Origin of the sequence: Desulfosporosinus sp. SYSU MS00001 (genome assembly GCF_049943955.1) — a bacterium.
Taxonomy (GTDB): Bacteria; Bacillota; Desulfitobacteriia; order Desulfitobacteriales; family Desulfitobacteriaceae; genus Desulfosporosinus.
On sequence record NZ_JBNFTW010000002.1, the window covers coordinates 568,974 to 583,975 of the forward strand.

Annotated in this window: 11 protein-coding genes; 10 read left to right on the forward strand and 1 reads right to left on the reverse strand. The window is 39.0% G+C overall.

Features of this window, described 5'->3' with window-relative positions; genetic code table 11:
- The first annotated feature begins 98 nt into the window (after positions 1-98).
- The 9 genes from ACPUYX_RS06050 (at position 99) to ACPUYX_RS06090 (ending at position 9,831) form a co-directional block, all read left to right on the forward strand.
- Positions 99-1,451, forward strand: a complete 1,353-nt coding sequence (locus tag ACPUYX_RS06050) for a glutamine synthetase family protein (protein WP_426378806.1) — start codon at positions 99-101, stop codon at positions 1,449-1,451.
- A gap of 162 nt (positions 1,452-1,613) precedes the next feature.
- The gene (locus ACPUYX_RS06055; protein ID WP_088226821.1) at positions 1,614-2,516 is read left to right on the forward strand and encodes an acetamidase/formamidase family protein; all 903 of its coding nucleotides are present in this window, start codon (positions 1,614-1,616) and stop codon (positions 2,514-2,516) included.
- Positions 2,517-2,642: 126 nt separating this feature from the next.
- Complete coding sequence (locus ACPUYX_RS06060) at positions 2,643-3,995, forward strand: APC family permease (RefSeq protein ID WP_088226822.1); 1,353 nt, start codon at positions 2,643-2,645, stop codon at positions 3,993-3,995.
- Between the two features lie 373 nt (positions 3,996-4,368).
- Positions 4,369-4,623, forward strand: coding sequence for a hypothetical protein (locus tag ACPUYX_RS06065; RefSeq protein ID WP_426378807.1), 255 nt, complete (start codon positions 4,369-4,371; stop codon positions 4,621-4,623).
- A 98-nt stretch (positions 4,624-4,721) separates the two neighbouring features.
- Positions 4,722-5,414 carry a class I SAM-dependent methyltransferase gene (locus tag ACPUYX_RS06070; protein ID WP_426378808.1) on the forward strand — a complete coding sequence of 231 codons (693 nt, stop codon included), beginning with the start codon at positions 4,722-4,724 and terminating at the stop codon, positions 5,412-5,414.
- Positions 5,415-5,506: 92 nt separating this feature from the next.
- Positions 5,507-6,310, forward strand: coding sequence for a hypothetical protein (locus ACPUYX_RS06075; RefSeq protein ID WP_426378809.1), 804 nt, complete (start codon positions 5,507-5,509; stop codon positions 6,308-6,310).
- Positions 6,311-6,322: 12 nt separating this feature from the next.
- Positions 6,323-7,441 (forward strand): ATP-binding protein, encoded by a 1,119-nt coding sequence (locus ACPUYX_RS06080; RefSeq protein ID WP_426378810.1) that lies wholly within the window; start codon positions 6,323-6,325, stop codon positions 7,439-7,441.
- 6 nt (positions 7,442-7,447) lie between these two features.
- Positions 7,448-8,869, forward strand: coding sequence for a VWA-like domain-containing protein (locus ACPUYX_RS06085; RefSeq protein ID WP_426378811.1), 1,422 nt, complete (start codon positions 7,448-7,450; stop codon positions 8,867-8,869).
- Positions 8,870-8,901: 32 nt separating this feature from the next.
- Positions 8,902-9,831 carry a hypothetical protein gene (locus ACPUYX_RS06090; RefSeq protein ID WP_426378812.1) on the forward strand — a complete coding sequence of 310 codons (930 nt, stop codon included), beginning with the start codon at positions 8,902-8,904 and terminating at the stop codon, positions 9,829-9,831.
- 238 nt (positions 9,832-10,069) lie between these two features.
- Here ACPUYX_RS06090 and panB read toward each other — a convergent pair whose 3' ends face one another.
- Positions 10,070-10,903 carry a 3-methyl-2-oxobutanoate hydroxymethyltransferase gene (gene panB / locus ACPUYX_RS06095; RefSeq protein WP_426378813.1) on the reverse strand — a complete coding sequence of 278 codons (834 nt, stop codon included), beginning with the start codon at positions 10,901-10,903 and terminating at the stop codon, positions 10,070-10,072.
- A 558-nt stretch (positions 10,904-11,461) separates the two neighbouring features.
- On the opposite strand from panB, the gene ACPUYX_RS06100 reads away from it, so the two are divergent.
- The gene (locus ACPUYX_RS06100) at positions 11,462-14,914 is read left to right on the forward strand and encodes a pyruvate carboxylase (protein WP_426378814.1); all 3,453 of its coding nucleotides are present in this window, start codon (positions 11,462-11,464) and stop codon (positions 14,912-14,914) included.
- The last annotated feature ends 88 nt before the right edge of the window (positions 14,915-15,002 follow it).

Below are 15,002 nucleotides of genomic sequence, written 5' to 3' on the forward strand. Positions count from 1 at the left end.
GCTGAACGAGTTCACTTAAAGTTGTTTAAATGGCTAGACTAAATTCTAAAATGCTCTATATAGAATTACATTAATTTCTTGTGAAAGACGGTGAAATCTTGACCACTTCTGATTTAAGCAATCATATCACCCAACTTATGCGGGAAAAACAAATTCATACAGTACGAGTTACTTTACATGATCCTGCCAATATACAACGCGCCCGTTATGTTCCTATAAGGTATTTTATGGAACATGTTATGAATGGCTCTTTATCTTATCCTTCTGCGCTTTTTTCTATGGACACCTCAGCCAGACTCCTGCCGGAAGCAGGAGAGGGATTCAATGGCGGATATCCAAGTTGGTTATTGAAACCTGATTTAGCTACATTTGGAATTATTCCCTTTTCACCTGGCATGGCACACGTTATTTCCGATATTTTTTTACCGGACGGACAACCCGTCCCTACTTCGCCCCGACATGTTTTACGGAGGGTTTTAGACGATTTTGCACAAGAAGGGTACCGGATATACGGGGCTTTTGAATACGAATTTTATGTTTTTCTATCTAATGAAGGACGAACAAATTTACCCTTAGAGCCGGCTTGGAGTGGATTACAGTGTTTTTCGGAGATAACTCAAGCCAAGGTGGAAGATATTATTACGTCTGTGATGTTTGCATTGACGGAAATGGGGGCGGGGCCCGAAGTTGCTAATACAGAATACGGATCAGGTCAATTCGAAGTAACCAACTCGCCGTTTTGGGGATTAGAGATTGCTGATATGGCTTTTTATTACAGGACGGTTATTAAAGAACTTCTGCAACGAAAGGGTTATACGGCAACATTTATGAGTAAACCTATTACCTCTTCCAGTGGAAGCGGTGCACATACTCATCTCTCTTTGTTTAATGATGATGGCCAAAATCTTTTTTCTGATCCTACTATGCCGGATGGTTTGTCACAAATATGCCGATGGTTTATTGGCGGATTGATAAAACATGCGCGAGCGTTATGTGCTTTATGCAATCCGACTATTAATAGTTACAAACGCCTTCAACCGTATACCTTTGCTCCTACTACCGTTACATGGGGTTATGAGCATCGCGGTGCAATGATCCGTATTCCCAATCATCGAGGAGAAAACACTCGTTTAGAAAACCGCCTGCCGGGAGCGGACACTAATCCATACATCGCTTTAGCGGCAATGCTGGCAGCTGGGATGGATGGTATCAGGCTGAAGCTTGACCCGCCGTCAGCGTTAGATAAACAGGATGCCTATGGGCAAGATTTTATTCAGTTACCTCGTTCACAAGCCGAAGCAATAAACGCGTTAAAGGAAGATGATTTTTTTCGTAAAGCACTGGGAGAAGAGTACTACAGTCATTATATTTTCATGCGAACTTCTGAATGGAAACGATATGAAACGACAGTGACCGACTGGGAGTATAGAGAATATCTGGATCTTTATTAATATTAAATAGTTGCTGATAATTTTTGGCATTTGGTTCCCCTGGAGTTAGGCGCCAGCTCTAAGCGGAGAATCAGACAGCCAATTGGGTTATAAATTAGTTCTTTATCACGATTTAAACTAAAAGAGACCACTTAAATTTAGAGTTTAGTGGAGGAGATTATCATGTATCGAATTAAACGCGATCAAATTGTTTATGAAATGTCTGCATTAAACAAACCTGTATTACATGTCGAAGAAGGAGCGACTGTGATCTTTGAAACGTGTGACTGCTTTGAAGATCAGATTAAATCAGCTGATACGCAATTTGAAGCCCTTGACTGGAATAGGATTAATCCGGCTACCGGACCTGTCTATGTAGAAAATGCCGAACCAGGCGACGTTTTAGAGGTTAACATCAAACAAATTAAAATTGCCGAGCAAGGCGTTATGTTGACCGGGCCGCAGCTCGGAATGCTTGGAGACAGACTAACGCAAAATGTTATTCGCCAAATACCTATTCGAAACAATAAAGCTGTTTATAACGATAGAGTTGAAATCCCTCTGAAACCAATGATTGGAGTTATTGGGACTGCTCCGATGGGTGATGCCGTTGCCTGTGGTACCCCGGGGGAACACGGCGGAAACATGGATTGCACTATCATCGGTGAAGGTACAATTCTTTATTTACCAGTTAACGTTCCAGGTGCTTTGTTGGCGATGGGTGATTTACATGCAGTCATGGGGGATGGCGAAGTTTCTGTTTGTGGTTTGGAGGTCTCCGGAGAAGTTACAGTGACAATTTCTGTAATTAAAGATCGTCAATTGCCGGTACCTTTTGCCAAAACTGCATCTTCTGTGTATGTAATTTCGTCCGCAAAAACGTTGGATGAAGCAGTTTTGAATGCTACTCGTAAACTTGTGGGTCTATTGACAACTTTGACGAATCATAGGGTAAACGATTACGATGCGGTTAATCTTCTCAGCCTTACTGGCAATTTGCAAATTTGTCAGGTCGTCGATCCCTTAAAGACCGTTCGTTTTGAATTAAAATCAGCTTATTTGGATCAATTAGGGATTACTATTTGATAGTTTTTCTGTAGTTAAGTTTAGATCATGCAAGTAATTAATAACTAATTACAGACGAGACTTTGCGAAATAGTGTCTTTCCACACGAAATGAGCTCAATTTAGCTTATATAGGGAGGTAGAAGGTATGTCCATTGAACAATTTGGTTATAAGCAAGAACTTAAGAGAGCCTTAAGTTTTTGGGATTTAGTTATTTATGGAATGATATTTATGGTACCGATTGCTCCATTTGGGGTTTATGGTTATGTTTCCGATGGTTCTAAGGGAATGGTTGCCCTTGCTTACATGATCGGAATGTTTGGCATGATTTTTACGGCTTTTAGTTATGCGCGAATGTCAGAGGCTTTTCCTATCGCAGGATCTGTATATGCTTATGCTCAAAGAGGAATAAATGAATATATTGGTTTTATGGCAGGATGGTCAATCCTACTCGATTATATTTTGATTCCATCGCTGCTTTACCTGGTTAGCGCAGCCGCCTTGGGGGCTTTAGTTCCTTCGGTTCCCATATGGGTATGGTTGATTCTCTTTATTGGGTTTAATACAATTATTAATGTTAGAGGAATTGAATTTACTGCGGGAGCTAACCGCATAATTTTAATTGCAGAATTTATCGTTTTGGCTATTTTTATTGTTGTTGGTCTTATCGCTTTGAAGAATGGTGTGGGTGATGGTGGTTTAACTCTAAAACCCATCTATGACCCGGCGAGTTTCAGTATGAGTACAGTAATGAGTGCAGTTTCAATTGCTGTACTTTCTTTCCTGGGGTTTGACGGGATCTCTACCCTTTCTGAAGAGGTTAAAGGCGGAGAAAAAGCAGGAAATAAGTTAGTTGGAAAAGCAACGGTTTTGGCCCTTTTAACTGTCGGATTTCTGTTTATTATCCAAACATGGGTTGCTAGTGATCTAGGCAGGGGTATGAAACTTGATAATCTCGATACAGCGTTCTATCAAATTGCTGGAGCCGCCGGGGGGGCGTGGCTGAAGAATCTAACGATTATTGCTACCGCCTTTTCATGGGGAATTGCTAATGCTCTTGCAGCTCAAGCTGCCATATCACGTGTCCTTTTTTCCATGGCCAGAGACAAAAAATTGCCGCAGATTCTCTCGAAGGTTCATCCGAAATACCAAACGCCTTATGTTAGCACTGTTTTGGTGGCAGTAATTTCTCTGGGTGTTGGCCTTTTCTTCCAAAGTCAGATCGCCAATCTAACTGTTTTAGTTAACTTTGGGGCATTGATATCTTTCTTGCTTCTGCATATCTCCGTTATTAACCACTACATTATTCGTGGTAAGTCAAAAAATTATTTCAAACATCTGGTTTTACCGATCATTGGTTTTATTGTTATCGCTTATGTGTTATACGGCATGGACATAGCCGCTATCAAGCTTGGAGGCATTTGGATTATTCTTGGTATTATATATCTGGCGGTTCTTTCTATGGTACTAAAACAAAAACCAACTTCAATTGAACTTTAATAATTGCATCGAAATCTTTTTGCAGAAACCCTCATCGTTCGCGATGAGGGTTTCTGTTACTACTGCCCGTTAGTAACTAAGCTTTAACATTAATATCTCCAGACAAAAGGAAAATTTTCATCTTTTAACATAACTTTTATTTAGAGGGTTCTGTTTTCTACATTTATGTTGAATTATAATAAAGTGAGTCCTTAAATTTAGGAAGGGGGGGTTCATGGAAGAGGAGACTAGGTGATTACCTTTTAAGGAAGAACTAAGTGTCCTTAGTAGAAAGTAGTTGATTGATTTGAAGGCTAGTAAGAGTATCCTGAGATTCGTACATTCATTTGATAAAGATTTTATAAAGGATTGGGAACGACAACGTCAAAGGGGAATGTTTAATTTCACCGTTAAATACGGAATCTTAATGGCTTTGTTCACCCTGGCCATAAATATTGTTTTCCCTGTGGCATATGAACATAGAATAGCAATAGATTCAGGTACTTTAATTCCTTGTCTTATCTCATCAATTATCCTTCCATTTCTTCTCTGGTTTTCAAATAATCAAAGATATGTTAATTTAAGAGAGAAGGGAAGGGGAAAAATTAATTGTAAAAGTGATCAGGAGGAATTTACAAGTAAAAAGTAGAAATTTACAAATTGAAATGAAACCGGAGAAGGAGAATAGGACAAAGCAATACGCAGAGTATTAATATAGTTGTATAAATAATATAAGGGTGATTGTGAATGAACGAAGCACTATTTGACCATGTTGCTGCACATTATGATTCCTGGTATGATACTGAGTTAGGATCACTCTCTGATCAAGCCGAACGTAATCTGGCCCAATCTATGTTTAAGGCGCCTGGCCCGAAGGTTCTGGAGATTGGCTGTGGCACTGGACAATATACGACTTGGCTAGTGCAAGAGGGTTATGAGATTACTGCCGTTGATGTTTCCGGTGAAATGATGGCTCTAGCCCAAAAGAAAATAGCAATGCTTGAGGAGAGTATCTCAAAAGCTGATCGTGTTCACTGGTGGCATGCTGATGTTACAGAAATTCTTGATCAACTTGAAACCTACGATGGGATTTTCTCTATGACTGCTTTTGAGTTTGTTCCTGAACCGGAAAACGTCTTAAAAAAACTTTTTAGTCATTTAAACCCCGGGGGCTGTTTAATGATCGGAGTTATCGCCGGTATGAGTGCCTGGAGTGAATACTATGCAGAGGCTGCTCGTAAAAAACCGACGTCTGTCTTCAGCCGTGCAGCTCTTTATACCAAAGAGGAAATACGTTCCTGGCAGATTGGTGTATCTGCCGAAATCGGAGAATGTCTATTCTTCCCACCGAATGTTAAAACTAAATCTGAGGCCCTTTCTCTTGAGGCCAAAAGGGAAGGAAATCCTGGATTTGTGGTGGTAAAGTGGGTAAAACGCTAAGATATGCAGAACAGTCCAGTAAGCACTGGGCTGTTTGTTATTTTGAAAGGATGGACTAATAAGAAAATAATGACAGAAGGAAACCGAACATTATGGAAGAAACAAAGCTATTTGAGTTGCTGCAGAATAATCCCAATGCCATAGCCTATATAAATAATCCTACAGATGAGATGAAGCTCTTGGCTGTTAAAAGGAATGGGCTTACCTTAGAATATATCGACAGTCCCTCTAGAGAGATGCAAGAATTAGCAATAGATAATAATCCGCGAGCAATTCAATTTATAAATAACCCTACAGAAGATATGATGATAAAAGCTATCGAAGATGGCTGGGTTAACTTAGAATATATTGAAAATCCAACCGATAAACTCATAAAATTAGCTTTAAATCAAGCCGGATGGGCTATTAAATATGTCCATAATCCAAGCGAGGCATTGCAGTTATTAGCTGTTAGGAAAAATTACGATGCCATAAAGTTTATTAAAGAGCCTTATGAAAGTGTACAAGAGGAAGCTGTTAAAATAAGTTATGATGCCTTACGCTATATTAATTCACCGACACACAATGTAGAGCTGATAGCTATTAAAAATAATGAAAAGGCTATTACATTTGTAAATGATTTAGATAAAAATAAACTGCTCGAGTTTTTAAAAGTAAATATCTTAGTGATTAAATATGTTACGATAGAAATTACTAGTGATGAAGTAGAACAAGTGTTGAAAGAAGCATTAGCAAATGAAGATGTTGAAGAAAAATATGTTAGGGATTATTTGAATTGTAGTACCCTAGGTAAAAATAGTGCTATTTTGCCCATGGACAAACTTATGTTTATTTATAAATATGGAAGCAAAAAGGCGAAAAAAATAACTGTAGATGAAAAATTGAAGCTGATATAGGTGGGAGACATAATGAATTTTTCAGACACGCTAAAAAGTGTTTACTTAGTCTTATCTATTGGAGAAGTACCTCTGATCGTGGGTGAAAGCGGAATAGGGAAAACAGCGTTAGCCAAGGAAATTGCGAAAGAAAATAATTGGAGTTTAATTGTTATTAACGGAAATCTTCTTAAAGAGGGCGAATTAGGTGGCCTTCCCACAATAGAATCTTATATAGGTGTTAAAGATGATCATGAAAAGAAAACTACAGTCTATGCCGTCCACCATAAGCTAAGAGAAATTGATGAAGAAATAGCTCAAGGGAAAACTGTTCTTTTATTTATCGATGAGATAAATCGTTGTGAACATACTGTGCAGCAGGAACTTATGAATTTGATTTTGAATCGAGAAATTAATGGCTATGAATTACCCGAAGGCGTAAAAATATTGGCTGCCATGAATCCTTCAAGTAAATATGGTTCGGATTTTGATTATCAAGTCGTCGATATGGATGCAGCTCAAGAAAATAGATTTGTCTGGTTGAATATGGAACCTGATTACAACCAATGGATCGAGTGGGCATTAGAAGCTGGAATCGAGCAAAAGGTTATAGAGTTTATTTCAACCTTCCCCGATTATCTGCATAAGGTAAACGAAGATGATATACGGGCAACTCCGAGAAGTTATGAAAGAATTTCAGGAATCACTAAAATTTACAAGGAGAGTAAAGATTCAATACCCAGATCTGTGTTTTTAAATGTCATAAGAGGGAATGTAGGCAAGTTAATTGCTGAAGAGTTTGTGACCTTTATTGAATCGGATTATTGTTCATTGATATCTTTTAAGGATGTTTTTTCAGGGGATTCTCTTTCTGAACTAATTATTGAAAAAATTAAAAAGGAAAGCCATATAAGACTTTATCTTACTGCTAAGAATATTCTTAAAACCTTAGAATCCAATATGAAAAGTCATGATTTTAATTCGACTTATTATATTGAAAGACTTATTGAGTTTTTAAAAGCTTATCCAGTTGACTTAATGATTGGAATTATGAAAGATATTAAAAATAGCTATAATGAAGTTTACAAATACGCCATAGATGATGAAGCCTTTGTTAATTTATATTTTGAATCTTATAGTTTAATTAGGTGATAGACTGTGGGAACTAATTTTGATAATCAAGTAAACGAGCTGGATGAAAAAGCGAAAGAAATTGTCGATATATATTTAAACGCAAAACGTATAGATAATAAGGTAAAAATCGATATCCCGAAAGATTTTAAAGAAAAATTTTTCGGACTTGTAGATCATGTTAATTTAAGTCTTATGGAAAACAAAGACAACTTTTATGGATATTTTTTACTGCAAATGGCAAGAGAGATAAGATTTGATATAAGTAGTCCTACTGCTCTCAATTTTAGGGGAGCTAACTATGTCATATCTTTTAATCCTTTAATATTTTTAAACCTTAATATAAAACAAATGGAAAGTACTATTAAACATGAAATACTTCATATAATATCTCTTCATTTAATAAGAGCAAAGAAACTTAAAGCTGGTTATAGCAAATTAGCAATTAATATGGCAATGAATATAGTGGTGAATACATTTTTAGATAATTTGCCGCCATATGCTATTACTTTAGAATGGGTAAATTTAAATTATTCCTTAGAACTCTTACCCTTTAAACCTTTCGAGTATTACGCGGAAAAGCTTCAAGCTGCGATAGACCTATTAGAAGCGGATGAGGACGATGAAGATGAAGATGAGTCTGCGGATGAAAGCAATCTAGATGATAAAATCGAAACAGACTATAATCCGGAAAAGGCCCATGATGTATGGGAAGAATCTAGTGATATCGATGGAAAAACGCTTGAAGAATTTACGGAGAAGATCATTAATGATTCTCTAAAAGGTAATCTGCCCAATTACTTGGAAGGCATGATATCATTACTTAGAAATAACAAAGGCGAATTGCCTTGGAATTTATATCTCAAGAGGTTAATGGGAACTGTTGAAAGTAATAAAAAGAAGACTATAACCAGAAGAAATAGAAGACAGCCTAATAGACTGGACTTAAGAGGTGAACTCAGAAGTCATAAAGCAAAAATTGTTGTTGCCCTAGACATAAGCGGAAGTATTAGTGATGGGGAATTTTATCAAGCAATTAAAGAAGTACTGGATATCGTGAAAAATTATAACCATGAAATAACCATTATCGAATGTGATAATGAAATTAGACGTGTTTATAATGTCAAATCTATTAAGGATATAAGAGATAGGATTAATATCAGAGGAGGTACAAAATTTAGCCCGGTTTTTGAATATGCAAATCATAATAAGGCTAATTTGTTAGTTTATTTTACGGATGGCAAAGGTGAAGATAAGCTTCTCACGGTACCTAGGGGATATAAAACGTTATGGGTTATTTCTGGAAGAGGAGATAAGCTTTCTCTAAAAGAAGCTTATGGACCTGTTAAAAAACTTAAAATGATTGAAGAAAAAGATAACTCAGTAAATATGGGTGATGTTAAAAGAGATGGGTTTTCAATGAACGACCAAGAAGAAATGCATATTTAAGTAAACCTTGGAAAGGGGTAACGGTCACAAAAATGGCTATCAAAAACAATATTACTAAAAGAATCCTTTTAGTTTTTATCACACTTTCTCTTCTTTTAACAGGATGTGGAAATACAGAAAAATCATCTACTGCGTCTCTAAGTGATGTCTCAGCGAAATCTTCAGCAGCGGATAAATCTTCAGCGGCAACTGTAACAAGTGATTCCGATGACTATAATCAGTATGTTAAAAAGGTATGGAAGCAAAAAAATGATAGTGATCTATCATTCGTGATTTCAAAAGTTGAAAATAGTAAGGCGATGGGCAAATTAACTGTCCTAAACTTTACTGCTGCAGATAAAAATCTGCTAAGTTTTGAGGCTGATTTTGAGGGGGAAATTAACAACGATACTGCAGTTTGTCAGTATAATGATTCCAAGGGTAATAAGGGCTCCTTGAAATTAGTCTTTAAATCTAATCACGAAATTGAAGGAACTATTACTGTCACAGACAAATCAAAGACAACAGTACAACCGTCCCAAGGAACGTTTAATTTTGTCCCGGAAAATATAAACGATATAAAGGGTTTCAGCCCGATTGAAAAACAATCGTTTATGGTCAACCTAAATTCTTGGGGCAACGTAAAATTTGTATCAGGAAAACTTACGGGCGGCAGTCACGTACCTGTGGAATTTTATTTAACGGACAAAGAGGGAGACATCCTTTATGATTTTGGTGCCACACTCCCCTATAGAGTCGATGTCAAAGCCGTTTCCTTTGAGGATGTAAACAAAGATAGGCTAAAAGACATAATCATTATTGTTAACGATGAAGATGATACAAGTAATTGTTTGGCTGCAGTCTATTTTCAAAAGGCAGATGGTTCCTTCGCTAATGATCTGAAGTTGGATCAAGAAATAAACGAATCAGGAAATAATAAAGACGTTAAAACCCTACGGACCTTTTTAGCCCCCAAATTTTAATGTTTAGTAATGCACTCGGGACTTATGTGCAATTGCGCTAAACTGCTGCATCTTTGATTAACAATTCTTATCGGGTTTAATAGGGCAATTAATGTGAAAATGCTGATCCCCTTTCACTAACGGCGAATCAGCATTTTCTTTAAGTTTATCCAATCGTAATACTCCTACTTCTACAAGTGGGAGTGGTTTCCATACTTGCTGCGGGGGTTGAGCACATCCTTCAGCGAGATAGCGTTTATCACCTGCCGCCGTAAAGTGTTTTTAATTGCTCATCGTTCATCGTAAAACTATGTTGATCATCGGGGAAAAGTTCACTTCGTACTTCTTTTACGTATGTCTGTATGCCGTCAACAATTTGTTTATTAATAGTTGCATAGGGTTTAACAAATTTGGAGACGCGTTCCACACCATAGGTGAGAAGGTCATGGTAGACAAGGACTTGACCGTCTGTATGCACTCCTGCACCAATCCCGATAGTAGGAATCGCCACAGATGATGAAATTTCCTCGGCGAGCTGTTTGGGAACGCATTCGAGGACGATAGCGAATGCTCCTGCATCCTGACATCGTTTTGCATCCTCGAGTAGTTTCCTGGCGCTTTCAACGTCTTTCCCTTGAACTTTAAATCCGCCCAGGACTCCTACTGATTGCGGAGTAAGTCCCAGATGAGCAACAACTGGAATACCGGCTTTAACAAGTGCTTCGATGTGTAAAAGTACTCCATCAGCGCCTTCTACTTTTACCGCCTGGGCACCGGTTTCCTGAATAAGCCTTGCTCCATTTATAAGTGTATCCCTAACAGATAGATGATAGCTCATAAAGGGCATGTCCACGACAATAAACGTGTTACTAGCACCACGTTTTGCTGCTTTAGCGTGATGAATCATGTCCTCCATGGTCACATAAACTGTTGAATCATAACCAAGAACAACATTGCCAAGGGAATCACCAACGAGAATCATGTCCACATCTGCCAGCTCAGCTTGTTTAGCGGATGGATAATCATAAGCCGTCAGCATGACAATTTTCTTTCTTTGCCGTTTCATTTCCAAGAAGTCTGTTGTTGATTTCATAATTTTTCCTCCTTTTTTCAGGAGAGGCGAGAAAACAAGTTAATTAAAAAAAGTCCCTAAGCCAGAAGGAACTTTTTTACATAACAGTTTTATCCCTCTGTCCTTGCCTGTAGCAGGTCTAGGCAGAACCATTTAAATTGTTAAAGTTCCATAGGTGCAGTTCAAATGATACCGCCCAAAATGAGTATATCAGGTTATATTTCTCTTGACTATGGTTATTTGGTTATTTTTGAGGTTTCCCAACGCATTCTCTTTAATCCTGGTATATAATAAGGCTTATATTTAATTAGAAAAGAGATTCATTCATGTCAAGGGCAGCTAATGATTTCAAAGTATTAATACATCGAAATTAATTTTGTGTTACTATAGATCATAGTGTTGCTAAATTGATCTGTTCAAGGGCAGAAAATAATGTAAGCGAGTGAAATATAAAGTATAATTGTTAAGTGCTTGTTAATCAAGATAGATGCATTGCAAAAACTCGCTGTTGAACTGCCTCGATAGGGTCTAAGATAACAAATATAGTAAGATAACTAACATAGATGGAGGAAAACAGTCATGGGTAATTTTAAAAGAGTGATGGTCGCCAATCGAGGTGAAATTGCCATTAGGGTATTTAGGGCATGCAATGAACTGGGAATAAGAACTGTAGCAATTTACTCCAACGAAGATAAATATTCTCTCTTCAGAAGCAAAGCCGATGAGGCTTATCTCATTGGCGAAGGCAGAAGCCCTGTTGATGCTTATTTGAATATTGAGGAGATTATCAGTTTGGCAATTAAGAAGGGTGTGGATGCTATCCATCCAGGCTACGGCTTCTTGTCGGAAAACCCTGAATTTGCTAAACGATGTGAGCAGGAAGGTATTGAATTCATTGGACCAACGGCGGAGATGATGGAGCAGTTAGGGGACAAGATTACGTCAAAGATTGTTGCCAAGAAAGTCGGTGTCCCGATCATTCCCGGTTACGAGAAAGACATTAAAACTGTGAATGAGGCAAGAGTTCATACGGCAGAATGTGGTTACCCCTTGATGCTTAAGGCAGCTGCCGGAGGCGGCGGAAGGGGAATGCGTATTGTCAGAAATGAGAGCGAGTTGGAGTCTGCCTTCTTAAGTGCCAAAAGTGAAGCCAAAAAAGCCTTTGGTATTGATCATATCTTTATGGAAAAATTCATCGAGAAACCGAAGCATGTCGAAGTGCAGGTTCTTGGCGATAAATACGGTAACATAGTTCATATGTTTGAACGGGATTGTTCAATCCAGAGAAGGCATCAGAAGGTCGTGGAATTCACACCTGCTTTTTCTATCCCTCAGGAAATCCGAAAAAATATTTACCAGGATGCTCTGAAGATTGCCAGATCTGTAAATTATAGGAGCGCAGGAACCTTGGAATTTCTGGTCGATAATCAGGGGAATTATTATTTCATTGAAATGAATCCGCGGATTCAGGTTGAACACACGGTTACGGAGATGGTCACGGGGATAGATATTGTTCAAGCTCAGATCAAGATCGCCCAAGGATATGCTCTGAATTCTCCAGAGATCGGGATAAATGCTCAGGAGGACATAAAACTTAACGGGTATTCCATTCAATGCAGAATCACAACTGAAGACCCCACGAATAATTTCGCCCCCGATACAGGGAAGATCGAATCGTACAGAACCGGTTCGGGATTCGGGATCAGGCTGGATGGCGGCAACGGATTTACCGGGGCAGAAATCAGCCCTTATTATGACAGTCTTCTCGTCAAAAATATCTCTTGGTCCAGGAGCTTCCAGGATGCCATTAAGAAATCCATTCGTTCTATTACTGAGACCCAGATTACAGGGGTTAAGACGAATATCGGCTTTCTGATTAACGTACTCAACCACCCGCAGTTTTTGCATGGCGAGTGTCATACTGGTTTCATCGAGGAAAATCCAGATCTAATCTCTTTTACCCATAAGACCGATGACGAAAGCCGACTCCTGAAATTCCTTGGCAATGTCGTAGTTAATGAGACGATGGGGATAAAGCTGCAATACGATGTCCCTAAAGTACCACAAATTCAAGCTGTCAGTCCGAACGATCTGAGCGGGACTAAACAGATCCTTGATTCTCAAGGCGCTGAAGGACTTGTTAACTGGGTAAACGCCCAGAAGAAGGTGCTGCTTACCGACACGACAATGCGGGATGCGCATCAGTCGCTGATGGCGACAAGGGTTAGAACTAAAGATATGATCAAGATTGCCAAGGCAACCTCCGTCTTTGGCAAGGATTTGTTTTCTCTGGAAATGTGGGGAGGCGCGACGTTTGATGTAGCCTACAGGTTCCTCAAGGAATCTCCGTGGGAAAGGCTGGAGCAACTGAGAAAAAGAATTCCAAACGTTCTGTTCCAGATGCTCATAAGAGGTGCGAATGGGGTAGGCTATAAGAATTATCCGGACAATGTTATCAGAGAATTTATTAAAGAGTCTGCACTCGCGGGTATAGATGTCTTTAGGATCTTTGACTCTCTAAACGAATTAAGAGGCATGGAGATTTCCATTGACGAAGTGTTAAAGAATGGGAAGATTGCTGAAGCCTGTATTTGTTACACAGGTGATATCCTCGATAACAGGAAAGAAAAATATAACTTAGATTATTATATTAAACTGGCGAAAGAGATCGAAAAAACCGATGCCCATATCCTATGCATCAAAGATATGTCAGCTCTTCTGAAGCCCCATGCAGCCCATAAGTTGGTCAGTGCTTTAAAAAATGAAATCGGAATCCCCATCCATCTTCATACCCATGATACTACAGGCAACGGGGTAGCAACGGTTCTGATGGCCGTGGAAGCAGGGGTAGATATTGTAGATACCGCCTTTAACAGCATGTCAGGTTTGACGAGCCAACCGGCCATGAATTCTATTGCTGCGGCACTTAAAAATACGGAAAGGGACCCTGGGATCGATCTGAAAGGAATTCAAAGGGTATCTGATTACTGGGAAGCGGTGCGGCCGGTATATGGCAAGTTTGAGTCAGGATTGAAGTCTGGATCAGCCGAGATCTATAAGTACGAGATTCCTGGAGGCCAGTACTCCAACCTTAAGCCTCAAGTTGAGAGCTTCGGTCTCGGACATAAGTTCAATGAGATCAAAGACATGTACAAAAAAGTGAACGAGATGTTAGGAGATATTGTAAAGGTTACTCCTTCATCGAAAGTTGTAGGGGATTTCGCCATATTTATGGTCCAAAATCACCTCACCCCAGAGAATATTTATGAAAAAGCAAAGAATATGACATTTCCCGATTCCGTCGTAGCCTATTTCAGAGGCATGATAGGCCAGCCAATGGGGGGATTCCCGGAAAAACTTCAGGAGTTGGTCTTGAAGGGAGAAAGACCGATAACAGAACGTCCCGGTGAACTCCTTCCGGCTGAGGATTTTGCTGAGATCTTTAAGTATTTAAGAGATAAGTTTGGTTTTGAACCGACGAAGAAGGATGTCTTGAGTTATGCTTTATATCCGGAAGTTTTTGAAGGATTCTTGAAAGTTATAGCTGAATATGGAGATTTGAGCAGGCTTGGAAGTGATGTCTTTTTCCATGGCCTTAGTGAAGGGGAAATCATCGAGGCTGAGGTTGCCGAAGGAAGAAGCTTGATGATTAAGCTTCGTTCCCTTGAGAAACCGGATCTGGAAGGATATAGAACTCTTGTGTTCGAAGTCAACAGAAATCGACGGGAAATTAAAATCAAGGATAAGAACTGGAGCAACAGTAACCCTCTCGTCCAATCGGGCGACTATAGTTTGACAGAAATGGCAGACCCTGATAATAAGAATGAAATAGGTTCTCCTATTCCAGGAACTGTCGTGACGTTGATGGTTAAAGAAGGAGACAAGGTTACGGAAAACCAAACTCTTGTGGTCGTAGAAGCCATGAAAATGGAAACAAGAATAATCAGTTCCGCCGCAGGGATCGTCAGCTCAGTCAATATTAAAGAAGGGCAGCAGGTCAAAGCCGGCGAACTCCTTATTGTCATTAAATAATTGCCTTGTGGTACACCTCTGCCACTGCAACACTGCAATTACCGTATAGCAACGTATGCTATACGGTTTTTCTTTTCAGTATAGTAAT